Genomic DNA, 22265 nt, shown 5'->3' on the forward strand with positions numbered 1-22265 from the left:
CAGGACTGTGGCCTTTTTCGAGCCGCAATTAGCCTGCATTCCTCCCGCGCATTCACGTTCCCGCGAGTCATCATGCTGAAATTTTCGTCCCGCGTATCGCGCATTGCCGCATCTTTTGCCCTTGGAGCCGGTCTCCTTTGTTCCACCGCCGCGATGGCAAACACCTCTTGGGTGGTGTTCGACGCCGATAATGGGCAGATTCTCGGCCAGGACGATGCGAATGTGCAGCGGGCGCCGGCCTCGCTGGCGAAGATGATGACGCTTTATCTCGCCTTCGAAGCCCTGAAGACCGGCAGGCTCCATTGGGACGACGAGATGCCGGTTTCGAAAAATGCGGCCGCCAAGGTTCGCATGAAGCTTTATCTGAAGCCCGGCAGCACGATCACGGTTCGCGATGCCATCAATGGCATGATCGTGGTTTCCGCCAATGACGCCGCTACGGTTCTGGGGGAATATATGGCGGGCTCGGAAGCGGCGTTCGGCCGCCTGATGACGGCGCGCGCCCGTCAGCTCGGCATGAAAAGCACATTCTTCGTCAATCCCTCGGGGCTGACGGCGAAGATGACGCAGCTCACCACCGCCCGCGACATGGCGGTGCTGGGCATGTCGCTGCGCCGTGACTTCCCGGAACAATATGCGCTGTTCTCGCAGCGTTCGTTCACCTACCGGGGGCGGGTGTTCAACGGCCACAACAATCTGATGTACCGCTATCAGGGCGTCGACGGCATCAAGACCGGCTATACGGATGTATCGGGTTACAACCTCGTTTCGTCTGCCATCATCAACGATAAGCATCTGGTCGGCGTGGTGCTCGGCGCCGGGTCGGCCCGGCAGCGGGACGATCAGATGGCGAAGCTGCTGACCCGTTATGGCGGGGAGGGCGAGGCCGCTCCGCAGCAAATCATGGCTGCCGCAAAACCCCAATCCGCCGCCAAGCAGAATGCGGCGGCCGCGCCGAAGGCCGATGTCGTCGCCGGCCTCATCGACGATTCCCGCGTGGAGCAGGGCGATGGCGGTGCTTTGGCTTCGGCTTGGACGATCCAGCTCGGCGCGCCGCCGACGCTTAAAGGCGCGCAACAGCTTCAGGCAAAGCTGCGTCCCGTCGTGGACAAGATTGCGCCAGGCCTGAAGCCGGTCATTGCAACCGCCGAAAAGCGCCGCAAGGCCTATCAGGTGCGCTTCGCCGGGTTCAAGGATTCGGCTTCGGCTGAAAAAGCTTGCAAGCAGCTGAAGCGCCAGAAAATCGACTGTCTGCCGATTCAGAATTAGAGGTCGGAAGCCGGTGCGGCACTGTCTGCCCGCCGCGGCGCTGACCGCCTCGCCTTTACTGGCCCGGCAAAAGGGGTTAGAAGCCAAGCTTCATTTTATACGTTGAACGGCAACCACCCGCATTCGTTGGCGGGACTGGATAGGATAATTCCGATGAGCAACCTCGTTTCCCTCGAATTTCCCGATGGCTCGAAGCGCGAATATGATGCCGCGATAACCGGCGCGCAGCTGGCCGAATCCATCTCCAAATCGCTCGCCAAGAAGGCCGTGGCCTATGCGCTCGACGGCGCGGTGCGCGACCTCTCGGACCCGCTGGCAACCTCCGGCAAGGTGGAGATCATCACCCGCGACGACCCGCGCGCGCTGGAACTCATCCGCCATGACGCGGCGCATGTGCTGGCCGAAGCCGTGCAGGAGCTCTGGCCGGGAACGCAGGTGACCATCGGTCCTGTCATCGAGAACGGCTTCTATTACGACTTCGCCAAGAACGAGCCCTTCACACCCGATGATCTGCCGATCATCGAGAAGAAGATGCGCGAGATCATCGCGCGCAACAAGCCGTTCACCAAGGAAGTCTGGTCGCGCGAGAAGGCCAAGCAGGTCTTTGCCGGCAAGGGCGAGAGCTATAAGGTCGAGCTGGTGGATGCGATCCCCGAGGGGCAGGACCTCAAGATCTATCACCAAGGCGACTGGTTCGATCTTTGCCGCGGGCCGCATATGGCTTCCACCGGGCAGATCGGCAATTCGTTCAAACTGATGAAGGTGGCGGGCGCCTATTGGCGTGGCGATTCCAGCAACCCGATGCTGTCGCGCATCTATGGCACCGCCTTCGCCAATGACAACGACCTGAACGCCTATCTCCATATGCTGGAGGAGGCGGAGAAGCGCGATCACCGCCGCCTGGGCCGCGAGATGGACCTGTTCCACTTCCAGGAAGAGGGGCCGGGCGTCGTGTTCTGGCACTCCAAGGGCTGGCGCATGTTCCAGAACCTCGTCTCCTATATGCGCCGCCGCCTCGACGGCACCTATGAGGAGGTAAACGCGCCGCAGGTGCTCGATTCCTCACTTTGGCAGACCTCGGGTCACTGGGGCTGGTACAAAGAGAACATGTTCAAGGTCGAGTGCGCGGATGCCGAGGCGGAGGACCAGCGCGTCTTTGCGCTGAAGCCGATGAACTGCCCCGGCCATGTGCAGATCTTCAAGCACGGCCTCAAATCCTATCGCGATCTGCCGATCCGGCTTGCCGAATTCGGCACGGTGCATCGCTACGAGCCCTCGGGCGCGCTGCACGGGCTGATGCGCGTGCGCGGCTTCACGCAGGACGACGCGCACATCTTCTGCACCGAAGAGCAGCTTGCCGAGGAATGCCTGAAGATCAATGATTTGATTCTCTCCACCTATGAGGATTTCGGCTTCAAGGAAGTGGTGGTGAAGCTATCCACCCGTCCGGAAAAGCGCGTCGGTTCCGACGAGCTCTGGGACCGCGCCGAGAGCATCATGATGGATGTGCTGAAGCTCATCGAAGAGCAGTCGGGCGGCCGCATCAAGACCGGCATCCTGCCGGGCGAGGGCGCATTCTACGGCCCGAAATTCGAATATACGCTGCGTGACGCCATCGGCCGCGAGTGGCAATGCGGCACGACGCAGGTCGATTTCAACCTGCCGGAACGGTTCGGCGCCTTCTATATCGACAAGGATTCGGAGAAGAAGCAGCCGGTCATGGTGCATCGCGCCATCTGCGGCTCGATGGAGCGCTTCCTCGGCATCCTCATTGAGAACTATGCCGGCCACTTCCCGCTCTGGCTCGCGCCGGTGCAAGTCGTCGTCGCCACCATCACCTCCGACGCGGATGAGTACGCGAAGGACGTGGTGCGCCGCCTGAAAGCTGCCGGGCTCGTCGCAGAAGCCGATCTGCGCAACGAGAAGATCAACTACAAGGTCCGCGAGCACTCGCTCGCCAAGGTGCCGGTCATCCTCGTCTGCGGCAAGCGCGAGGCGGAGGAGAAGACGGTCAACATGCGCCGCCTCGGCTCGCAAAACCAGGAATCGCTATCGCTCGATGCCGCGATTGCGCAGTTGGTAGATGAAGCCACCCCGCCGGATATCAGGCGGGCGAGGGAAGCGGCGCTCGCTTAGAATTTTTGAGCGTAAACAGAACGCCGGCGGGATTTCTTGTTGCACCTCATCTGGAGGTGCAACAAGAAATCCCGCCGGACTTTTCGTCCTTCGTTATTGGCGATTGCCATGCCCCTATTGCGGGGACTCGCGGACAGCGGTGCGATTTTCGGTCCTTCCAATTGTTTCAGAGTCAATCCGGCAATTATCCGCGCATCTGCGAAACTGTGAATCCATGTGAATCATGGTATAGCTTCCCGCTCTCCCTTGAATTGGTTTGAGTCGCGCATTGCCCTTGCGGGCATTCCGGCGCTAGCTCGGTGAGAGAGAACAGGGGTGCTTGAGAATCATGGCAGAAGCGGCGGTACGCAAGATCGATGAGGCGCGAGGCGGCGGCGGTGGACGCGGCGCGCTCTATCGCGAGGCGCCGAACAATATCGAGGCGGAGCAGGCGCTCCTCGGCGCTATTCTCGTCAACAATGATGCGTTCTATCGGGTATCGGACTTCCTGAAGCCCGCGCATTTCTACGAGCCCTTGCATCGCAAGATTTTTGAAGTCTCCTCCGATCTGATCCGCATGGGTAAGGCGGCCAATCCCATCACCATGAAGACCTTCCTCCCGGCGGATGAGAAGGTCGGCGAGATGACGGTCTTCCAGTACGTGGCGCGGCTTGCCACGGAAGCCGTGACCATCATCAACGCGGAAGATTATGGCCGGGCGATCTACGACCTTGCCACGCGCCGCGCGCTCATCGGCATCGGCGAGGACATGGTCAACATCGCCTATGACGCGCCTGTTGATGTCGCCCCGCAGGCGCAGATCGAGGATGCGGAACGCCGCCTGTTCGAACTGGCCGAGACGGGCCGTTATGATGGCGGCTTCCAATCGTTCAACGATGCGGTCAAGACCGCCGTGGATATGGCCAACGCCGCCTTCATGCGCGACGGGCATCTCTCCGGCATCTCCACGGGCATTCACACGCTCGATGCCCGCATGGGCGGCTTGCAGCCCTCGGACTTGATTATCCTCGCCGGACGTCCCGGCATGGGCAAGACCTCGCTTGCCACCAACATCGCCTTCAACATCGCCGCCGCCTATCAGGGAGAGCAGCAGGCGGATGGCTCGGTCAAGGCGGTCAATGGCGGCGTGGTCGGCTTCTTCTCGCTCGAAATGTCGTCCGAACAGCTCGCAACCCGTATCATCTCCGAGCAGACGGAGATTTCATCCTCCAAGATCCGTCGAGGCGAGATCACCGAGACGGATTTCGAAAAGCTGGTCGCATGCTCGCATATGATGCAGAAGATCCCGCTCTATATCGACCAGACCGGCGGCATCTCCATCGCCCAGCTTGCCGCCCGCGCGCGGCGGCTGAAGCGTCAGCGCGGCCTAGACGTGCTGGTCATCGACTATGTGCAGCTTATGACCGGCTCGTCCAAGGCTTCGTCGCAGAACCGCGTGCAGGAAATCACCGAGATCACCACCGGCCTCAAGGCGCTCGGCAAGGAGCTGAATGTGCCCATCATAGCCCTGTCGCAGCTCTCCCGTCAGGTGGAAAGCCGCGACGACAAGCGCCCGCAATTGTCGGACTTGCGTGAATCGGGCTCCATCGAGCAGGATGCCGACGTGGTGCTGTTTGTGTTCCGCGAGGAATACTATATCAAGAACCGAGAGCCAAAACCGGGGACGGAAGAGTATTTCAAATGGCAGGCGGAGATGGAGGACGTGCGCGGCAAGGCGGAGGTGATCATCGCCAAGCAACGTCACGGACCGACAGGCACCGTCAAGCTGGCCTTCCAGGCGGAGTACACGCGCTTCACGGACCTCGCCGAGGAATCCCACCTGCCGGAGCGCTATGAATAAGCCGATCACTCTTCCTGTCGAGCCGCCGGTGCTGGTCACCGGCGCGGACCGGCTTCTGGCCGGCGGCAGGCTCACTATCGATCTCAACGCGATCGTGGATAATTGGCGCGTCCTTGACGCGCGTTCCCGGCCCGGACGAGCAGCGGCGGTAGTCAAGGCGGATGCCTATGGATGCGGCATCGCTGAAGTCGTCCCCGCGCTGGTTCGCGCGGGCTGCGACACCTTCTTCGTCGCGCTGCCGGAGGAGGGGCTGCGCGTTCGCCATTCCGCGCCGCGCGCCCGCATCTTCGTGCTGAATGGCCTCTTCGACGATGCCGCCCCGGCCTTCACCGATGCCGACCTTATCCCCGTGCTTGGCTCCGGCCATGAAATCACGATCTGGGCCCGGTATGGGCGCAGAAAGCCCTGCGCCATTCATGTCGACACCGGCATGAATCGGCTGGGCCTTACGCCGGACGAAGCCATTGCCTTTGCGGGGCAGGCGAAATCGGTGCGCCCGGTGCTGCTGATGAGCCATCTGGCCTGCGGCGACAGCCCCTCGCACGAATTGAACCGCCGCCAGCTGGAGGTCTTCAAAGCCGTTCGTGCGGCATTCGGCAGCATCGAAACGAGCCTCGCCAATTCGGCGGGCGTGTTCATGGGCGGCGATTTTCTGTTCGATCTCACCCGGCCCGGCATAGCGCTCTATGGCGGCGAGGCGGTCAATGAGGTGGCCAATCCGATGAAACCTGTTGCCACCGCCGAGGCGCGAATCGTGCAGATACGCCGTGCCCGGCAAGGCGAGCCGGTCGGCTACGGCGCGTCCGCGATATTGGCCCGCGATACGCGCATCGCAATCGTCTCAACCGGCTATGCCGACGGCTATCTGCGTTCAGCGTCCGGCTCAGGCGTTCCACTGCGATCTTCCGGTTCTGAGGGCGCGTATGGTTTCGCCGCGGGGAGGCGCGTGCCGGTCATCGGCCGCGTCACCATGGATTTGACCTCGTTCGATGTGACGGACGTGCCGGAAGACGAAATCAGGATCGGCGATTACATCGAGCTTTTCGGGGCGAATGTCCCGCTCGATGATGTAGCCCGCGCCGCAGGCACCATTGGCTATGAGCTTCTGACGGGGCTCGGACGGCGCTATCATAGGCAGTATGTGGGTGGCGGGAAGGCGGCGTTTTGATTTTTGTGGTCGCGCTTGCCAGCACCCCCCTCTGTCCTGCCGGGCATCTCCCCCTCAAGGGGGGAGATTGGCTGGCACGACGGTCACTGTCCATTCTGCAACGTTTGCGATTGACGCCAAACATCGATGAAGGCGTAATCTCCCCCCTTGAGGGGGAGATGCCCGGCAGGGCAGAGGGGGGTGTCGTGGGGCGCCTCCATTTTAGAAAGTGCCCCCATGGCTAAATCCCGCGTTCAGTTCATCTGCCAGAACTGCGGAACCGTGCATGCCCGCTGGGCAGGCAAGTGCGATGCCTGCGGCGAGTGGAACACGCTGATCGAAGAAGGCACCTCCGGCGGTATTGGCGGCGGGCCGGGCAAGACGCCGCGCAAAGGCCGCGCGGTGGCGCTAACGACGCTTTCGGGCGATATCGAGGACGCGCCGCGTATCCAGTCCGGCATTGCGGAACTCGACCGGGTGACGGGCGGCGGCTTCGTGCGCGGTTCGGCGCTGCTTGTCGGCGGCGATCCTGGTATCGGCAAATCGACCCTTCTGACACAGGCCGCCGCAGCGCTGGCGCGGCGCGGCAATCGCATCGTCTATGTCTCGGGCGAGGAGGCGGTGGCGCAGATTCGCCTGCGGGCGCAGCGCCTGAAGGCCGCCGATACATCGGTGGAGCTCGCCGCCGAAACCAATGTCGAGGACATTCTGGCGACGATTTCGGAAAATCGCCGGCCCGATCTCGTCATCATCGATTCCATCCAGACGCTCTGGACGGACATGGCCGATTCCGCCCCCGGCACGGTCACGCAGGTGCGCGCCGGGGCGCAGGCGATGATCCGCTTCGCCAAGCAGACCGGCGCGGCGGTCGTCCTCGTCGGCCATGTCACCAAGGAAGGGCAGATCGCCGGTCCCCGCGTCGTCGAGCACATGGTCGATGCGGTCCTTTATTTCGAAGGCGAGGGCGGACACCATTACCGCATCCTCCGTACGGTCAAGAACCGTTTCGGCCCGACCGACGAGATCGGCGTGTTCGAAATGTCCGATGTCGGCTTGCGCGAAGTCTCCAATCCGTCCGAACTCTTCCTGGGCGAGCGCAACGAGAAAGCGCCCGGCGCGGCCGTCTTCGCGGGCATGGAAGGCACACGGCCAGTGCTGGTGGAAATCCAGGCGCTCGTCGCTCCTTCGACCCTCGGCACGCCACGCCGCGCGGTCGTCGGCTGGGATGGCAACCGTCTTTCCATGATCCTCGCCGTGCTGGAAGCCCATTGCGGCGTTCGCTTTGGCCAACATGATGTTTATCTGAACGTCGCCGGCGGCTACCGCATCAGCGAGCCTGCCGCCGACATCGCCGTCGCCGCGGCGCTGGTCTCCTCCATCGCCGGCCTCCCGCTTCCTGCCGATTGCGTCTATTTCGGCGAAGCCAGCCTCTCCGGCGCCATCCGCCCCGTCGCCCATGCCGTGCAGCGGCTGAAAGAAGCGGAAAAGCTCGGCTTCCGCCAGGCGGTGCTGCCGGGCGGAAGCGGCGAGCTTTCCAAAGGGCTGAATTTCCGCCTGACCGAAACGCAATCCCTTCCGGACCTCGTCGCGCGCATCGCCGCGTCCGGGCCTGCAAAGCGGGGGCGGGATTAGGGAAACTACTTCCGCTCGGGACGCAAGGATGTCGCTAAAACTGTTTCCGCTCTTGCCTCAACCGGTGCTTTGCACTAGCGAATAGGGACTTGGAATCCATTGATGTGACGAAGCAGCATGACCATTATCGATACGCGTACGCCTGAGCCTAAACGTCTCATTTCCGGTGCAACCGGCGAATGGGAGGTGATCGTTGGCATGGAAGTCCATGCGCAGGTGACGTCGAATTCGAAATTGTTCTCCGGCGCCTCGACCTCCTTCGGCGCGGAGCCCAATTCCAATGTCTCGCTGGTGGATGCGGCCATGCCCGGCATGCTGCCCGTCATCAATATGGAATGCGTCAGGCAGGCGGTGCGCACCGGCCTTGGCCTCAAGGCGCAGATCAATCTGAAATCGGTGTTCGACCGGAAGAACTATTTCTATCCCGATCTGCCGCAGGGCTATCAGATTTCGCAGTTCAAGCAGCCGATTGTCGGCGAAGGCACCGTCACGGTCTCGGTCGGGCCTGATTCCAAGGGCCAGTTCGAGGATATCGAAGTGGGTATCGAGCGGCTGCATCTGGAGCAGGATGCGGGCAAGTCGATGCATGACCAGCATCCGACCATGTCCTATGTCGATTTGAACCGCTCCGGCGTGGCGCTGATGGAGATCGTCTCCAAGCCTGACATCCGCTCGTCGGAAGAGGCGAGGGCGTATCTGACGAAGCTGCGAACCATCCTGCGCTATCTCGGCACCTGCGACGGCAATATGGACGAGGGCTCGATGCGTGCGGACGTCAACGTCTCTGTGCGCCGTCCCGGCGAGCCGTTCGGCACGCGCTGCGAGATCAAGAACGTCAACTCCATCCGCTTCGTCGGCCAGGCCATCGAATATGAAGCGCGGCGACAGATCGCCATTTTGGAAGATGGCGGCAAGATCGATCAGGAGACGCGCCTGTTCGATCCGGTCAAGGGCGAGACAAGGTCCATGCGATCCAAGGAAGAGGCGCATGACTACCGCTATTTCCCCGATCCCGACTTGCTGCCGCTGGAGTTCGATCAGGCTTTCGTGGATGCGCTCGCCGCCGAGCTGCCCGAACTGCCTGACGACAAGAAGGCAAGGCTGATCCGCGAGCAGGGCCTCTCTGCTTATGACGCTTCGATCCTCGTCACCGAAAAGGCCATTGCCGACTATTATGAGGCCGTCGCCAAGGGGCGCGACGGCAAGGCGGCGGCGAACTGGGTGATCAACGATCTCCTGGGCGCGCTCAACAAGGCGGGCAAGGATATCGAGGAATCGCCGGTATCGCCGGATCAGTTGGGCGGCATCATCGATCTCATCAAGGAAGGCACTATTTCCGGCAAGATCGCCAAGGATCTGTTTGAGATCGTCTGGAACGAGGGCGGCGACCCGAGGGCGCTGGTGGAAGCGCGTGGGCTCAAGCAGGTCACCGACACCGGCGCCATCGAAAAGGCCGTGGACGAGGTGATCGCCGCCAACCCGGACAAGGTGGAGCAAGCCAAGGCCAAGCCGACGCTTGCCGGCTGGTTCGTCGGGCAGGTGATGAAGGCGACCGGCGGCAAGGCCAACCCGCAGGCGGTCAACGATCTCGTAAAGGCCAAGCTGGGCATCGAATAAGGCGCTGATTGAGATGTGGCTAAGGACCGCGACGAAGGACGACATTCCCGCCGTTCGGGAACTACTGGTCGAGACATGGCATGCGACCTTCGATGACGTCTTCGGCGTCGAGACGGTCAATGCGATCACGAATAAGTGGCATTCGGACGAGGCGCTGAAGAAGCAGCTGTCCAAGCCCTATTCGGAATTCATCCTCGCCGATGACGGGTCCGATCTCTACGGCATGGCCTTCGCCAGCCAGAGCGACCAGACCTTCGCCAGCCTGCACCAGCTCTATGTGCGCCCCGATCGCCAGCAGCAAGGCGTTGGCGGCCTTCTGCTGGTCGAGATCGAGAGCGCGTTCCCCAATGTCCGCAAGCTTCGGCTCGAGGTGATCGAGAAGAACACGAAGGCGCTGCGCTTCTATGAGGCCAAGGGCTATACCAGGACTGGCAGCGTCATTGAAAATTGGGGCGAGCCGAACTCGGGGATTACCGTGTTGACCATGGAAAAGGCGCTTGCCGACTGGTCGCTTTAATTTTCGCACTTCATAGTGCAATTAATTTCACTCTTGCCTTGGCCGGGCGATGGGGCCATAACCGGCTCAATTCTTTCATCGGTCTCTCCGGCTAGCGAGGGACAATGGACTTAGGAATGCCATGAAGACCCTTCTGCTTCAGATTTTCACATGGTGGAACAGCCAGACCATCGGCACGCGCCTTCATACCTGGCGCAAGGGCCAGCGTGTCGGTGAGGATGAGTTCGGCAATGTCTATTATCAGGGCGGAACCGACTCGGAAGGCCGTACGCGCCGCTGGGTGATCTACAAGGGCTACACCGAGGCATCCGCAATTCCTGCTGGCTGGCATGGCTGGATTCATCATCGCGTCGATACGCCGCCGTCGGAGGAGAATTACAAGCCCTGGGACTGGCAGAAGCCGTTTCAACCTAATCTGACCGGCACACCCTATGCCTATCGCCCCAAGGGCTCCATCGCCAGCCTGGGCGAGCGTCCGCGCGTGACCGGCGATTACGACGCCTGGACACCCGGCAGCTGATTTTCAGCGGATTGCCAGAGATTTATTGGCCGGTGGCCTTGAACAACCACATTCCCTGGGTATGAATTGTACCCCCGGGGATGGGGAGTTGTTCCATATCGTTCATGCGGAAACCGAATTTGACAATGCACCGCCATACGACGCGACGTTTCCCTCGGGTTTTCGCAAGGCCGCTGGCAGGCGAATCGCTTCACGCGTCCCCGAAGATCGCCTTGGCGCTCTGCCTTCTGGCCGCCGCCGCCGTTCCCGCCTCCGCCGAGCGCATCGCCAATCCCATCGCCGAGTTCTCCGGCCTTGACAAGATCACCGGCCGCATCACCACTTTCGACGTCTATATGAACGAGACGGTGCAGTTCGGCGCGCTGCAGGTAACGCCGCGCGTATGCTATTCGCGTACGGATAACGAAGCGCCGAAAACCGACAGCTTCATCGAGGTCGATGAAATTACGCTCAACCGGAAGATCCAGCGCATCTTCTCCGGCTGGGTGTTCAAGGACAGCCCCGGCCTCAACGCCATCGAGCATCCGGTCTATGATATCTGGCTGAAAGACTGCAAACAGAAGTCGGAAGTGCCAGCGCCGGAAGGGGCGAATTAAAGGTTGCCAGTCATTCTCGGGCTTGTCCCGAGAATCTACAACGGTATGATCCGTCGGTATGATAATCGCTTTATCGTCACCTTATGGTAGATTCTCGGGACAAGCCCGAGAATGACGATCAGGGACTACACCGCCATCCCGTGCAGATCGTAGGCATCGCTCGCCTCGACCTTCACCGTCACGATATCACCCACCCGCAGCGGCCTGCGCGATTGTATATGAACAGCGCCGTCGATCTCCGGCGCGTCATAGCGGGTGCGGCCTTTGGCGACCGTACCGTTCGCCTCGTCGATGATGACGGGGAGACGCTTGCCGACCTTTTTCTTCAGGAGATTGGCCGAAATCTGCTGTTGTTTTGCCATGAAGCGGTGCCAGCGGGCTTCCTTCACCTCTTCCGGGACGATCGGCAGGCCCAGATCATTGGCCTTCGCGCCTTTCACCGGCTCATATTTGAAGCAGCCGGCGCGGTCGATTTTGGCTTCTTCCAGCCAGTCGAGCAGCATCTCGAAATCCTCCTCCGTCTCGCCGGGGAAGCCGACGATGAAGGTGGAGCGGACGGCGAGGTCCGGGCAGGTCTCACGCCATTGCTGTATCCGGCGCGAGGTCTTTTCCTGATGCGCGGGACGGCGCATGGATTTCAGCACTTGGGGGGAGGCGTGCTGGAAGGGAATGTCGAGATAGGGCAGGATCTTGCCTTCAGCCATCAAGGGAATGACTTCATCCACATGCGGGTAGGGGTAGACATAGTGCATTCGCACCCACGCGCCCATCTCCCCCAGCTCCCGCGCCAGGTCGATGAATTTCGCGCGCACCTGACGGTCCTGCCAGACACTCTCTTGATATTTCAGGTCCACGCCATAGGCGCTCGTATCCTGCGAGATAACGAGGATTTCCTTGACGCCCGCCTTCACCAGCCGCTCCGCCTCGCGCAGCACGTCGGCCGCGGGGCGGGAGACCAGATCGCCGCGCAGGGCCGGAATGATGCAGAAGGAGCAGCGGTTTGAGCAGCCTTCGGAAATTTTCAAATAGGCATAATGGCGCGGCGTCAGCTTGACGCCCTGCGGCGGCACCAGATCGACGAACGGATCGTGCGCCGGCGGGGCGGCCTCATGCACCGCCGCCATGACGCTTTCATAGGCCTGCGGGCCGGTGATGGCGAGCACCTTGGGGTGCTTCTGCCGGATCACCTCCGGCTCTGCGCCAAGACAGCCGGTGACGATGACCTTGCCGTTCTCATTGAGCGCCTGGCCGATGGCCTGCAGCGACTCGTCGCGCGCCGAATCGAGAAAGCCGCACGTATTGACGATCACAAGATCCGCGCCGTCATGCTTGCGCGAAATCTCATAGCCTTCCGAGCGGAGGCTGGTGATGATGCGTTCGGAATCGACCAGTGCCTTCGGGCAGCCGAGAGAGACGAAGCTGACGCGCGGAGCGTTCATGAATTGGGTCCTGATTTCAGAAAACGGCGCGCATTAGCACAAAGGGGGGTGTTTCGTAAATGCCTGTAGAGGCGCAGGCCGGGCTCGCGCCTTCCCTCCCCCTTGCGGGGAGGGTGGCCCGACGGGTCGGGTGGGGATGGTGACGCGCGCGCTACGTTCTTCAACAAAAGCGCAACGTCGCCACCCCATCCGCCCGCTACCGCGAGTTTCGTCGCTGGAAAAGCCAAATCATTGGCTTTTCCTCGGCCTTGGGCCGAACGCTCCTCAATCCCCGCAAGGGGGAAGGAGGGGCGAACTTACTCCGCCGAATCCGCCGGTGCCGCATTGAGCAGGCCGTAGCGCTCCTCGCCGATCTTGGCGAGCAGTTCGAGCTGGGTTTCGAGGAAGTCGATATGGCCTTCCTCGTCCTTCAGCAGCTCGTCGAAAAGCTGCTTGGTCACGTAATCGCCAAGCTGGTCGCAAATCTCGCGGGACTTCTTGTAGGAGGTGCGGGCGTCGTATTCGCCGGCGAGATCGGCCTCGAGCACTTCCTTCACGTTCTGGCCGATGCGCAGAGGCGCGACGGTCTGTAGGTTCGGATGGCCTTCGAGGAAAATGATGCGCTCGATGATGCGGTCGGCGTGGTGCATTTCCTCGATGGATTCGGCACGCTCCTTGTTGGCGAGGCGCTTGTAGCCCCAGTCTTCGAGAAGGCGGTAGTGCACCCAATACTGGTTTACGGCGCCCAGTTCGAGGAACAGTGCCTCGTTAAGCCGCTCGATGACCTTTATGTCGCCTTTCATGCTGCATGCTCCCGTACGTTTGTCGTAGCGAACGAACACGATCGATGAACGATATGACTTTGCTGTCGTTCTGGTCGTGCCGAAGATGATACTCTTCGGTCACCCTTATGATCGTTTCGACGACGTTTGGGAAGCATCCGCAGCAGCGGCCGCGCTTGCTCATGGCATGATAGACCTTGGCCGGCACTATAAGCTGCCAGCAATCTTCATCGAGAAGCGAGATGATCGTCTCCTCGATTTCTTTCTGAGTAATAATATTGCAATGGCAAACAAGCATCAGAGAGCAAAGCCTCCGATGTTGTTGAAATGATTGGAAGAATTATCGCCGGTGCAGCAAGTATCCGATATCGGGGCGCCCTTATAAAAGCGAGCCGCCGACGCGGAACGTCCTAAACTATTCCAGAAAACGGGTGCCGCAATAGTGTGCGGCCATGCTGAACCGGTCACAGGTTCCTCCAATCGAAAGGGTTAAAGGCCCAGACATCAAAGGTGCTTGATCAACAAGCGCACCCTCATATGGGGGAGAACCGGCGGAGATGTCAAATGACATGTTCTTAAATGACACCGGAAATCAATAAGTTAGAAGAATTCTAAACTTGAGCGAAGCGCCCAGCTTTAAAGAGAAATTTGCCCTGGACCGCACCGGGGAGGGCAAAATCCGCCCGGTGCGGCAAATCATCACAATTTCGCGATTGGCGCCCTGGGCTGGCGCTAGATGCCAAATCGCACTGACGATTTGGACTCCGTCTTCAGCTGCTTGATGCAGGCATCGGCGGCCACGCCTTCGCCCGTGCATTCCGTCGCATCGTTGATGAGAATACGGCTGATGGCGTCGCATTTGATATTGGCGAGGTCGAAGCGGCGCACTTTGGTCTTGCCCGCGGGCAGTGTCTTGAAATCAAGGAGGGTAAGGCGCTCGACCCGCTGTTCGGCGTTGAACAGCACCATCTCGTACGTCACCTTGTCCAACTGCACGTTCAGCCCGTTGGTGGCGACAAAGGTCAACCGGCAACCCTTTTCGGACGGATCGAGCGCATTGAGCTCCAGATTGAGCCCGGGCGCTGAATTTTGGGCAGGCGCCGGGGCCGTATCCTCGGCCAGCGCCTGCCCGGCAGCACCAAAAGAAAAAGCCAAAACCGCGGTCAGAAGTCGGCCTGTCTTCATCGGGTGCTGCATCTCTATCCCCCTGTCAAAACCCTTGGATACCGAAAAGCTAATTCAAAGCTGTTTGAGCCGCAACAATTATCTTGACGAAAAAAATCATATTTTGTACGTCGGCTTCACATAGCCAGCCCAAGGCCGTTGCGCCTGCGCCAGCCAACATCATTTTCGTGATTTTCATGCGGGTGGGGCTATGCACAAGCTTTCAAAGAAATTCTGGCTCGGTTGCGCGGCATTGGGCGCGCTCAACGCCTCGATGGCGGTGGCACAAGAGGCGAAAGACAAGGATGCGGTCGAGCTGAAGCCGATTGTCGTGGAAGGCAAGGCGAAGAAGACCGCTATCGACGCGCCCACCGTGCTGACCGAGCGGGTGACGGCGAAAGAGATGCAGGAGCGCCAGGTCGACCGCATCGACGATATCGCCCGCCTCGATCCCGGCATTAATTACAACCGCACCAGCGACAGCATCAACATTCGCGGTCTCGGCGACAACCGCGTGCTGACGACGGTGGACGGCATCCGCATTCCCTGGCTCGATGATGGCGCGCGCGGCGTGAAGGGCGGCTTGTCCACCGTCGATTTCGACACCCTCTCGACGCTCGATATTATCCAGGGTGCGGATTCCAGCCTGTTCGGCTCCGGCGCGCTGGGCGGCGTCGTCGCGCTACGGACGCTGAACCCCGAGGACCTCATCACCGAGGGCAAGAACTGGGGCAGCATCACCAAGGGTTCCTTTGACAGTTCCGACCGGAGCTGGAGCGTCAACCAGGCCTTCGCCGCGCGGGCGAACAACACCTATGTCCTGTTCCAGGGCGGCTACCGCGCCGGCAAGGAACGCGAGAACATGGGCGATATCGGCGGTTTCGGCACGACCCGCACCGAGAAGAACCCGGCCGAGTACGACCAGAACAATCTACTGTTCAAGTTGAACCAGCACGTCGACGGCGGGCATCGGTTCGGGATAGCTGCGGAACGGTTTTATCAGGATGAGGATATTCATCAGCTCACGGCTTCGCCCACCTATGAGCCCGGGACGTTCTGGGAAAACAACACCCGCAAGCGCGAGCGCATATCCGCCACCTATGATTATGACGGCACGGGCGATGCGTGGCTCGACCAAGCGTCGGCGATCCTCTACTGGCAGCGACAGGAATTGGGAGACGATACGCGCGCTATACGAAGGTCCGCGCCCGTCGGCAATTACAGTCGCGACAACACCATCCAGGAAACCGATTTGGGCATCAACCTGATCGGCCAGAAGGAAGTGGAACTCCGCGGCTACACCCACACCTTCAAGTTTGGCATGGATGGCTATCTAAGCACGGTCAAGCAGGCGGCGTTCGGTGAGGACAATTGCGATGCCACCCCCAGGCCGCCATTCGGCTGCGCGTTTCTGCATACCAATCAGGCTGATATGCCTGAAGTGGACGGCGGCACCCTCGGCCTGTTCGTGGAAGACCAGATCGCGCTTTACGACAACCGGCTGCGCATCACGCCGGGGCTGCGCTTCGACTGGTATGAGCGGGAGCCGCAGGAAACGCCGCTTTATGAAAAGAACCCAAGTTTCACAGGGTATCCGGCCGATTCAAGCGACTCGAAATTTTCTCCCAAGCTGCGGGCCGAATGGGACGCGGCGGAGAACGTCACGCTCTATGCGCAATGGGCGCAGGCCTTCCGCGCGCCGTCTTCGACGGAGCTCTATATGAGCTATGGCGCTCCCGGCACCTATCTCAACATTGGCAATCCGGACTTGAAACCTGAAACGAGCAATGGTTTTGAAATCGGCGCGAAGCTTGGCGACGACCAGATCGGCGGATCGGTCAGCATCTACAACAATTACTATAAGAATTTCATCGATACCGTCAGCATGACTGCCTCCGAGGCAGGCGTGCCTCCCGGCATGTTCCCGATGGGCATTACCAAATATGTCAACCGCGCCCATGTGCAGATTTACGGTATCGAAGCCAAGGGCCATTACGCCTTCGGCAATGGCTGGAAGACTTGGGGCGGAATTGCCTTCGCGCAGGGCAAAGATACAGACGAGGATGTATATCTGAACTCCGTTCCGGCGCTCAAGGGCGTGGTCGGTCTCGGCTATGCGACCGACAACTGGGGCACCGACATCGCGCTGACAGCAGTTGCCAAGCGGGACAAGGTTGAGAACCCTGAGTCCGACTATAACAAGACCCCTGGTTACGCGACCGTCGATGTTACCGGCTGGTGGGAGCCGAAGGAGTTCAAGGGTCTCCGGGTGCAGGCGGGTGTCTACAATCTCTTCGACAAGAAGTACTGGAACGCACTCGACATACCGGACAGCACCACTTTAGCGAAGGATTACTACACCGAGCCCGGCCGCACCTTCAAAATCTCCCTGACGCAGCGGTTCTAAGGCACCCTTGCCCTCCCCCTTGCGGGGAGGGTGGCCCGAAGGGTCGGGTGCCTGTGCTGATAAGTTGAGTATCATACTCCGCTATTGCACGGCGCTAAAAACATGATAATTTCTATCAAGAATAGGCTCGGCGCGGGGGTATTGTGCCGAGCCTTCCGGAAATAGGGGACGCGAGAATGAACAGCCGCAGTTTCATCGACATGAAGGCACCGCAAGGGGCAGGGGCGTCCGCCGGATCGCCCGGCGCGTCTTCCGGCCGCAAACCGCTGCATCCCCTGAAAACCTATGGCAGCAGCGAGCTTTTCGAAGGCTCCACCGAGGTGGGGATCGAGCACGCCGGCTCTCTCTACCGGCTCAAGATCACCCGGCAAGGCAAACTCATCCTGAATAAATAGGCAATCGACATGACCGAAAATTCTCAGCCTTCTACCCACACGAAGCCTTCTCCCGAGGAGATTCTGCGCGCCCGCGCCGAGAACCCGAAGATGCGCGAACGCGATTTCGCCCAGCTGCTCAACATTTCCGAGGCGGACTATGTGGCCGCGCAATGCGGCGACGGCGTCATTCGCCTTCGCGCCGATGTCGATGCGCTGCTTTCCGGCATCGAGGCGGTCGGCGAGGTGATGGCGCTGACGCGCAATGAGAGCGCGGTGCATGAAAAGATCGGCGTCTATGAAAATATCCATCGCGGCGAGCATGCTGCGCTGACGCTCGGCAAGGATATCGACCTGCGTATCTTCCCGAAGGTGTGGGCGCATGGCTTCGCGGTCGAGAAGCGCGATGGCGAGGACGTGCGCCGCAGCCTGCAATTCTTCGATAAATCCGGCGAGGCGGTTCACAAAATCCATCTGCGCCCGGCCTCCGACCTCAATGCCTATTTTGCGCTGGTTGAATCCATGCGTTCCGACGACCAGTCGCGCAGCATCGAGACGGTGGCCTATGGCGCGAAGGAATATGCCAATGTCGAAGAGCTCAATCGCGACGACTTCCGCAGCCGCTGGAGCCAGATGACCGATGTGCATCAGTTCGTCGGCATCCTCAAGGATTTCAAGCTGAACCGGCATCAGGCGGTAAAGGTGGTCGGCGAGGACTATGCCTGGGAACTCGGGACCGAGGCCGTCGCCGAGATGATGGGCAAGGCCGCCGAAAGCGGACAGCCGATCATGTGCTTTGTAGGCAATCGCGGCTGCATTCAGATCCATTCCGGGCCGATCCATGAGTTGAAGCCCATGGGACCGTGGCTCAATGTGATGGACCCGACCTTCCACTTGCACCTGCGCACCGACCATATTCATGAGGTCTGGGGCGTGCGCAAGCCGACCAAGGACGGTCATGTCACGTCGCTCGAGGCCTATGACGTGAACGGCGAACTGATTATCCAGTTCTTCGGCCAGCGGCACGAGGGCGAAGCCGAGCGAACCGATTGGCGCACGCTCATCGAGAGCCTGCCGCGCGTGGCGCAATCGACGGCGGCGTGAGGAAACCAGCATGACCAAGGCGTTGCGCCGCTTCTTCGCCATTCTCCTTGTTGCGTCCTCTTCGGCTGGCGGCCCCGCGCTGGCCGAGGAGCAGGCAAGCTTCGCCGACATCTCCCGGATCGTCTCCATCGGCGGGGCACTGACCGAGATCGTCTATGCGCTGGGCGAGGAAAAGCGCCTCGTCGCGCGCGATTCCACCAGCCTTTATCCGGAGGAGGCGCTGAAACTGCCCGATGTCGGCTATATGCGTGCGCTCTCGCCGGAAGGCGTCCTTTCGGTCAACCCGACCGGCATTCTCATGATCGAGGGTAGCGGGCCGCGCGAGGCGCTGGATGTGTTGAAAAAGGCATCCGTACCGCTGGTGACCGTACCGGACCGCTATACGCATGAAGGCGTGGTCGAAAAGATCAAGGCCGTCGGCAGGGCGCTTAATGTCGAGGAGAAGGCGGACAAGCTCGCCGTCTCGGTGGACAGGGAACTGGCGGCGGCGGAAAAGAACGCTTCCGGCATCAAGGAACGCAAGCGCGTGCTCTTCATCCTGTCGATGCAGGGCGACCGTATTCTGGCAGCGGGCAAGAACACCGCCGCCGACGGCATCATCAAGCTCGCCGGCGGCGTGAATGCCGTCGAGGGTTTCGAGGGGTACAAGCAGTTGAACGACGAGGCGGTCGGCAAGGCGGCGCCCGATGTGGTCTTGATGATGGACCGCACCGGCAACCACGCCGCCGGCGACGATGAGGTTTTCGCCAGTCCCGCCTTCGCCGGCACTCCAGCGGCGGCAAACCGGAAGCTCATCCGCATGGAGGCGCTTTATCTCCTGGGCTTCGGTCCGCGTACCGCCAAGGCGGCGCATGATCTGTCGGTCGCGCTTTACGGCGACGCTGCGGCGCATTGAAGCATTGCGTGAAAATGAAAATGCTCAGCCCAGATACCCCCCTCTGCCCTGCCGGGCATCTCCATCTCAAGGGGGGAGATTACGCCTCCACGAATGCCTGGCACCCATCGCAATCGTTGCAGGGTAGACACCGCCAGCGTTGTCGGCCCATCTCCCCCCTTGAGGGGGAGATGCCCGGCAGGGCAGAGGAGGGTACTGTCCCGCCATGCTGAAAAGAACGGAATTTACCGGGACATATGTCTATGAAGCAGAGCGTGGGCATGGCGACCGCTCTCACACCGCCCGCGTCGGCATCGTCCTGCTCACCATTCTGCTCGTCGCCACCATGCTGTTCAGCCTCACCGCCGGCGCGTCCGACGCATCGGCGTGGAGCGTGGTGACGCACTGGCTCTCCGCACAGGAAATCCCGCAGCGCGACCGCATCATTGTGCTCGACATCCGCCTGCCGCGCATTCTCATGGGTGTGCTGATCGGTTCAGCCCTGGCCGTTTCCGGGGCGGTCATGCAGGGGCTTTTCCGCAATCCGCTGGCCGACCCCGGCCTCGTCGGGGTTTCCTCGGGCGCAAGCGTCGGAGCCATAGCCAGCATCATTTTCGGCGGCACGGTTCTCGCCCCCGTCGCAGCGGTTCTGGGCATTTATACGCTGCCACTGATGGCATTCCTCAGCAGCCTGGTCACCACCTTCCTCCTTTACGGCATCGCCACACGCCGTGGCCAGACATCCGTCGCTACCATGCTGCTGGCCGGAATTGCCTTGGCTGCGCTGGGGGTGGCGCTGAGCGGCGCGCTCATCTACATCGCCGACGACCGGCAATTGCGTGATATCACCTTCTGGCAGATGGGTTCGCTGGCCGGTGCGACCTGGACCAAGATCGCGGCCTCCGGCCCGATCATCGCATTGTCGCTTATTGCAGCACCATTTCTGGCGCGCGGCCTCAACGGGCTGGCGCTGGGCGAGGCTTCGGCCCACCATCTGGGCATTCCCGTGCAACGGCTGAAGAATGTCGCCATCGTCACCGTTGCTGCCGCGGTCGGCGCGGCCGTCGCGGTGAGCGGGGGCATCGGTTTCGTCGGCATTATCGTGCCGCATCTGCTGCGTCTGGTCATCGGCCCCGATCACCGCTACCTGCTTGCCGCATCTGCGCTGCTGGGCGCGATTCTGCTGCTCCTTGCCGATGCGGTGAGCCGTACCATCGTCGCCCCGGCGGAGCTGCCGATCGGCATCGTCACCGCGCTGGCCGGCGCTCCCTTCTTCCTCTGGATTCTGCTGCGCCGGCGCGGAATCGTCGATCTCTGAGGCAGCCATGATCGAAGCCAAAAGTCTCTGCGTCGCCATCGGTCGCAAGCGGATCATCGAGAATGTCGATTTTCAAGCGCGCCCCGGCGAACTGACCGCCATTGTCGGGCCGAACGGATCGGGCAAGACAACGCTGCTGCGCGCGCTCTCCGGCGATCTGCCATTCACCGGAAACGCCTCCATCAACGGCAAGCCGTTTGGGACGCTGAAACCCTGGCAGATGGCGAGCATGCGCGCCGTGCTGCCACAGGCGACCTCGCTCTCCTTTCCCTATACGGTGCGCGAGATCGTCCGCCTCGGCCTCACCAGCGGCTATTCCGGGGCGAGCACACACGACATCGAAGCCCTGCCGGACCGCGCGCTCGCCCTGGTCGATCTGGAGGGTTTTTCCGGACGGTTTTATCAGGAGCTTTCGGGCGGGGAACAGCAGCGCGTGCAGCTTGCCCGTGTCCTCTGCCAGATATGGGAACCGGTCCTGAACGGCGAGCCGCGCTATCTCTTTCTTGACGAGCCTGTGTCGAGCCTCGACATCAAGCACCAGCTCATCATCATGCGCATCGCCAAAAGCTTCGCAGAGCGAGGCGGGGGCGTCATCGCTATCCTGCACGACCTGAACTTGACCGCGATGTTCGCGGACAAGGTGGTCATGATGCATCGCGGGAAGGTGGACGGGGCAGGGAGCGCGAGAGATATGCTCTGCGACGACCGCATCCTGCGCGTTTATGAATGCGCGTTGCGGGTTGGCGTCAGTCCTTCGGGTGGCACACCATTCGTGCTGCCGCAATCGGCCGCTTAGAGGGCTGGGGAGAACGACGCGCTTCGTTCTGCCGTCATTCTCGGGCTTGTCCTGAGAATCTGCCGAGGCATAATCTGTCAGGACGGTGGTGGTTTACCCTGTTTTTATGGCAGATTCTCGGGACAAGCCCGAGAATGACGGCCCGCGGGATGCCTATTGGCCAAATCATCCCGCCGCCAGCTGCTGCAATTCCTCCAGCCCCAGCAAGGACCGAACATTCGGCCGCGCCTTTACCAGATCGGCGATCGAATATTTCGCCAGCACCTCGAAGAACGCCCCAAGCGCTTCGCGCAGCGCCGAGTTGAGCGCGCAGCTATCGACCAGCGGGCATTCCGCGCCGCCATCGACTTCGAAGCATTCGGCCATGGCGAAGCTCTCCTCCGTCACGCGCACCACGTCGAAAATCGTGATCGTATTGGCCGGACGCCCAAGCCGCACGCCGCCATTGCGGCCGCGCACCGTCTCGACCAGGCCGTTTTCCACGAGCGGCTGCAGAATCTTGAAAAGGAACAGCTCAGAGACCGAATAGGCCCTGGCGATGTCGGGTACACGACTCAGCCGGCCCTCATTGGCCGCGCAGTACATCAGCATCCGGATCGCATAATTGGTCTGGCGGGTGAGGCGCATGGCGTGAATTCCTTGTTCTTGCGGGCCTGCGGCGAACCGCCGAACCGGACCTAGTTTAGAACTCTTCTGAAAAACATATATATGAAACTTTCTCTCATCTTTAAAGCAGAAAATGCAGCCTCTCGCG

Annotated in this window: 20 protein-coding genes; 15 read left to right on the forward strand and 5 right to left on the reverse strand. The window is 61.0% G+C overall.

Going from position 1 to position 22265, the window contains the following annotated elements; all coding sequences use genetic code 11:
* Positions 1–72 precede the first annotated feature (72 nt).
* The 9 genes from ACOWVG_RS10650 to ACOWVG_RS10690 all read left to right on the forward strand — a co-directional run bounded on the left by ACOWVG_RS10650 (position 73) and on the right by ACOWVG_RS10690 (position 11274).
* Entirely contained in the window at positions 73–1269 is a 1197-nt protein-coding gene (locus tag ACOWVG_RS10650; protein WP_420962064.1) for a D-alanyl-D-alanine carboxypeptidase, read from the forward strand.
* Between the two features lie 153 nt (positions 1270–1422).
* Positions 1423–3405, forward strand: a complete 1983-nt coding sequence (gene thrS, locus ACOWVG_RS10655; RefSeq protein WP_420962066.1) for a threonine--tRNA ligase — start codon at positions 1423–1425, stop codon at positions 3403–3405.
* A gap of 328 nt (positions 3406–3733) precedes the next feature.
* Positions 3734–5245, forward strand: coding sequence for a replicative DNA helicase (locus ACOWVG_RS10660; RefSeq protein ID WP_420962068.1), 1512 nt, complete (start codon positions 3734–3736; stop codon positions 5243–5245).
* Entirely contained in the window at positions 5238–6413 is a 1176-nt protein-coding gene (gene alr, locus ACOWVG_RS10665) for an alanine racemase (protein WP_420962070.1), read from the forward strand. The genes ACOWVG_RS10660 and alr overlap by 8 nt, the downstream gene beginning before the upstream one ends.
* A 216-nt stretch (positions 6414–6629) precedes the next feature.
* Positions 6630–8024: a DNA repair protein RadA gene (radA, locus tag ACOWVG_RS10670; protein WP_420962072.1), complete on the forward strand. Its 1395-nt coding sequence runs from the start codon at positions 6630–6632 to the stop codon at positions 8022–8024.
* Between the two features lie 117 nt (positions 8025–8141).
* On the forward strand, positions 8142–9641 hold the full coding sequence (gatB, locus tag ACOWVG_RS10675) for an Asp-tRNA(Asn)/Glu-tRNA(Gln) amidotransferase subunit GatB (RefSeq protein WP_420962074.1): 1500 nt from the start codon (positions 8142–8144) through the stop codon (positions 9639–9641).
* A gap of 13 nt (positions 9642–9654) precedes the next feature.
* On the forward strand, positions 9655–10158 hold the full coding sequence (locus ACOWVG_RS10680; RefSeq protein ID WP_420962076.1) for a GNAT family N-acetyltransferase: 504 nt from the start codon (positions 9655–9657) through the stop codon (positions 10156–10158).
* Positions 10159–10279: 121 nt separating this feature from the next.
* The gene (locus ACOWVG_RS10685) at positions 10280–10678 is read left to right on the forward strand and encodes an NADH:ubiquinone oxidoreductase subunit NDUFA12 (RefSeq protein ID WP_420962078.1); all 399 of its coding nucleotides are present in this window, start codon (positions 10280–10282) and stop codon (positions 10676–10678) included.
* A 206-nt stretch (positions 10679–10884) separates the two neighbouring features.
* Positions 10885–11274 (forward strand): DUF2155 domain-containing protein, encoded by a 390-nt coding sequence (locus tag ACOWVG_RS10690; protein WP_420962414.1) that lies wholly within the window; start codon positions 10885–10887, stop codon positions 11272–11274.
* Positions 11275–11399: 125 nt separating this feature from the next.
* Here the strand turns inward: ACOWVG_RS10690 and rimO are convergent, their stop codons facing one another.
* The 4 genes from rimO to ACOWVG_RS10710 all read right to left on the reverse strand — a co-directional run bounded on the left by rimO (position 11400) and on the right by ACOWVG_RS10710 (position 14671).
* Entirely contained in the window at positions 11400–12713 is a 1314-nt protein-coding gene (gene rimO, locus ACOWVG_RS10695) for a 30S ribosomal protein S12 methylthiotransferase RimO (RefSeq protein ID WP_420962080.1), read from the reverse strand.
* Positions 12714–13009: 296 nt separating this feature from the next.
* Positions 13010–13495, reverse strand: coding sequence for a bacterioferritin (bfr, locus tag ACOWVG_RS10700; protein WP_420962082.1), 486 nt, complete (start codon positions 13493–13495; stop codon positions 13010–13012).
* The gene (locus ACOWVG_RS10705) at positions 13461–13772 is read right to left on the reverse strand and encodes a (2Fe-2S)-binding protein (protein ID WP_420962084.1); all 312 of its coding nucleotides are present in this window, start codon (positions 13770–13772) and stop codon (positions 13461–13463) included. Before ACOWVG_RS10705 ends, bfr begins: the two co-directional genes overlap by 35 nt.
* A gap of 434 nt (positions 13773–14206) precedes the next feature.
* Positions 14207–14671 carry a hypothetical protein gene (locus tag ACOWVG_RS10710; RefSeq protein WP_420962086.1) on the reverse strand — a complete coding sequence of 155 codons (465 nt, stop codon included), beginning with the start codon at positions 14669–14671 and terminating at the stop codon, positions 14207–14209.
* 178 nt (positions 14672–14849) lie between these two features.
* Here ACOWVG_RS10710 and ACOWVG_RS10715 point away from each other — a divergent pair, with 178 nt between their 5' ends.
* The 6 genes from ACOWVG_RS10715 (at position 14850) to ACOWVG_RS10740 (ending at position 21511) form a co-directional block, all read left to right on the forward strand.
* Positions 14850–17045, forward strand: a complete 2196-nt coding sequence (locus ACOWVG_RS10715) for a TonB-dependent hemoglobin/transferrin/lactoferrin family receptor (protein ID WP_420962087.1) — start codon at positions 14850–14852, stop codon at positions 17043–17045.
* A 200-nt stretch (positions 17046–17245) separates the two neighbouring features.
* Positions 17246–17440, forward strand: a complete 195-nt coding sequence (gene hemP, locus ACOWVG_RS10720; RefSeq protein WP_420962415.1) for a hemin uptake protein HemP — start codon at positions 17246–17248, stop codon at positions 17438–17440.
* Positions 17441–17449: 9 nt separating this feature from the next.
* Positions 17450–18523: a hemin-degrading factor gene (locus ACOWVG_RS10725; protein ID WP_420962088.1), complete on the forward strand. Its 1074-nt coding sequence runs from the start codon at positions 17450–17452 to the stop codon at positions 18521–18523.
* A gap of 10 nt (positions 18524–18533) precedes the next feature.
* Positions 18534–19418 (forward strand): heme/hemin ABC transporter substrate-binding protein, encoded by an 885-nt coding sequence (locus tag ACOWVG_RS10730; protein WP_420962089.1) that lies wholly within the window; start codon positions 18534–18536, stop codon positions 19416–19418.
* 205 nt (positions 19419–19623) lie between these two features.
* Positions 19624–20715, forward strand: a complete 1092-nt coding sequence (locus tag ACOWVG_RS10735; protein ID WP_420962091.1) for a FecCD family ABC transporter permease — start codon at positions 19624–19626, stop codon at positions 20713–20715.
* 7 nt (positions 20716–20722) lie between these two features.
* On the forward strand, positions 20723–21511 hold the full coding sequence (locus tag ACOWVG_RS10740) for a heme ABC transporter ATP-binding protein (RefSeq protein WP_420962092.1): 789 nt from the start codon (positions 20723–20725) through the stop codon (positions 21509–21511).
* A 165-nt stretch (positions 21512–21676) separates the two neighbouring features.
* On the opposite strand, the gene rirA is transcribed toward ACOWVG_RS10740, so the two are convergent.
* On the reverse strand, positions 21677–22138 hold the full coding sequence (rirA, locus tag ACOWVG_RS10745) for an iron-responsive transcriptional regulator RirA (RefSeq protein WP_420962094.1): 462 nt from the start codon (positions 22136–22138) through the stop codon (positions 21677–21679).
* Between the last annotated feature and the right edge of the window lie 127 nt (positions 22139–22265).

It is taken from the genome of Brucella sp. IR073 (assembly GCF_049065735.1).
Taxonomy (GTDB): Bacteria; Pseudomonadota; Alphaproteobacteria; order Rhizobiales; family Rhizobiaceae; genus Paramesorhizobium.

What these genes read in the sequence shown, in the direction of transcription:
- ACOWVG_RS10650 (WP_420962064.1), top strand. Translation starts at nt 73, where the DNA reads ATGCTGAAATTTTCGTCCCGCGTATCGCGCATTGCCGCATCTTTTGCC.
- thrS (WP_420962066.1), top strand. Translation starts at nt 1,423, where the DNA reads ATGAGCAACCTCGTTTCCCTCGAATTTCCCGATGGCTCGAAGCGCGAA.
- ACOWVG_RS10660 (WP_420962068.1), top strand. Translation starts at nt 3,734, where the DNA reads ATGGCAGAAGCGGCGGTACGCAAGATCGATGAGGCGCGAGGCGGCGGC.
- alr (WP_420962070.1), top strand. Translation starts at nt 5,238, where the DNA reads ATGAATAAGCCGATCACTCTTCCTGTCGAGCCGCCGGTGCTGGTCACC.
- radA (WP_420962072.1), top strand. Translation starts at nt 6,630, where the DNA reads ATGGCTAAATCCCGCGTTCAGTTCATCTGCCAGAACTGCGGAACCGTG.
- gatB (WP_420962074.1), top strand. Translation starts at nt 8,142, where the DNA reads ATGACCATTATCGATACGCGTACGCCTGAGCCTAAACGTCTCATTTCC.
- ACOWVG_RS10680 (WP_420962076.1), top strand. Translation starts at nt 9,655, where the DNA reads ATGTGGCTAAGGACCGCGACGAAGGACGACATTCCCGCCGTTCGGGAA.
- ACOWVG_RS10685 (WP_420962078.1), top strand. Translation starts at nt 10,280, where the DNA reads ATGAAGACCCTTCTGCTTCAGATTTTCACATGGTGGAACAGCCAGACC.
- rimO (WP_420962080.1), bottom strand. Translation starts at nt 12,713, where the DNA reads ATGAACGCTCCGCGCGTCAGCTTCGTCTCTCTCGGCTGCCCGAAGGCA.
- bfr (WP_420962082.1), bottom strand. Translation starts at nt 13,495, where the DNA reads ATGAAAGGCGACATAAAGGTCATCGAGCGGCTTAACGAGGCACTGTTC.
- ACOWVG_RS10705 (WP_420962084.1), bottom strand. Translation starts at nt 13,772, where the DNA reads ATGCTTGTTTGCCATTGCAATATTATTACTCAGAAAGAAATCGAGGAG.
- ACOWVG_RS10710 (WP_420962086.1), bottom strand. Translation starts at nt 14,671, where the DNA reads ATGCAGCACCCGATGAAGACAGGCCGACTTCTGACCGCGGTTTTGGCT.
- ACOWVG_RS10715 (WP_420962087.1), top strand. Translation starts at nt 14,850, where the DNA reads ATGCACAAGCTTTCAAAGAAATTCTGGCTCGGTTGCGCGGCATTGGGC.
- hemP (WP_420962415.1), top strand. Translation starts at nt 17,246, where the DNA reads ATGAAGGCACCGCAAGGGGCAGGGGCGTCCGCCGGATCGCCCGGCGCG.
- ACOWVG_RS10725 (WP_420962088.1), top strand. Translation starts at nt 17,450, where the DNA reads ATGACCGAAAATTCTCAGCCTTCTACCCACACGAAGCCTTCTCCCGAG.
- ACOWVG_RS10730 (WP_420962089.1), top strand. Translation starts at nt 18,534, where the DNA reads ATGACCAAGGCGTTGCGCCGCTTCTTCGCCATTCTCCTTGTTGCGTCC.
- ACOWVG_RS10735 (WP_420962091.1), top strand. Translation starts at nt 19,624, where the DNA reads ATGCTGAAAAGAACGGAATTTACCGGGACATATGTCTATGAAGCAGAG.
- ACOWVG_RS10740 (WP_420962092.1), top strand. Translation starts at nt 20,723, where the DNA reads ATGATCGAAGCCAAAAGTCTCTGCGTCGCCATCGGTCGCAAGCGGATC.
- rirA (WP_420962094.1), bottom strand. Translation starts at nt 22,138, where the DNA reads ATGCGCCTCACCCGCCAGACCAATTATGCGATCCGGATGCTGATGTAC.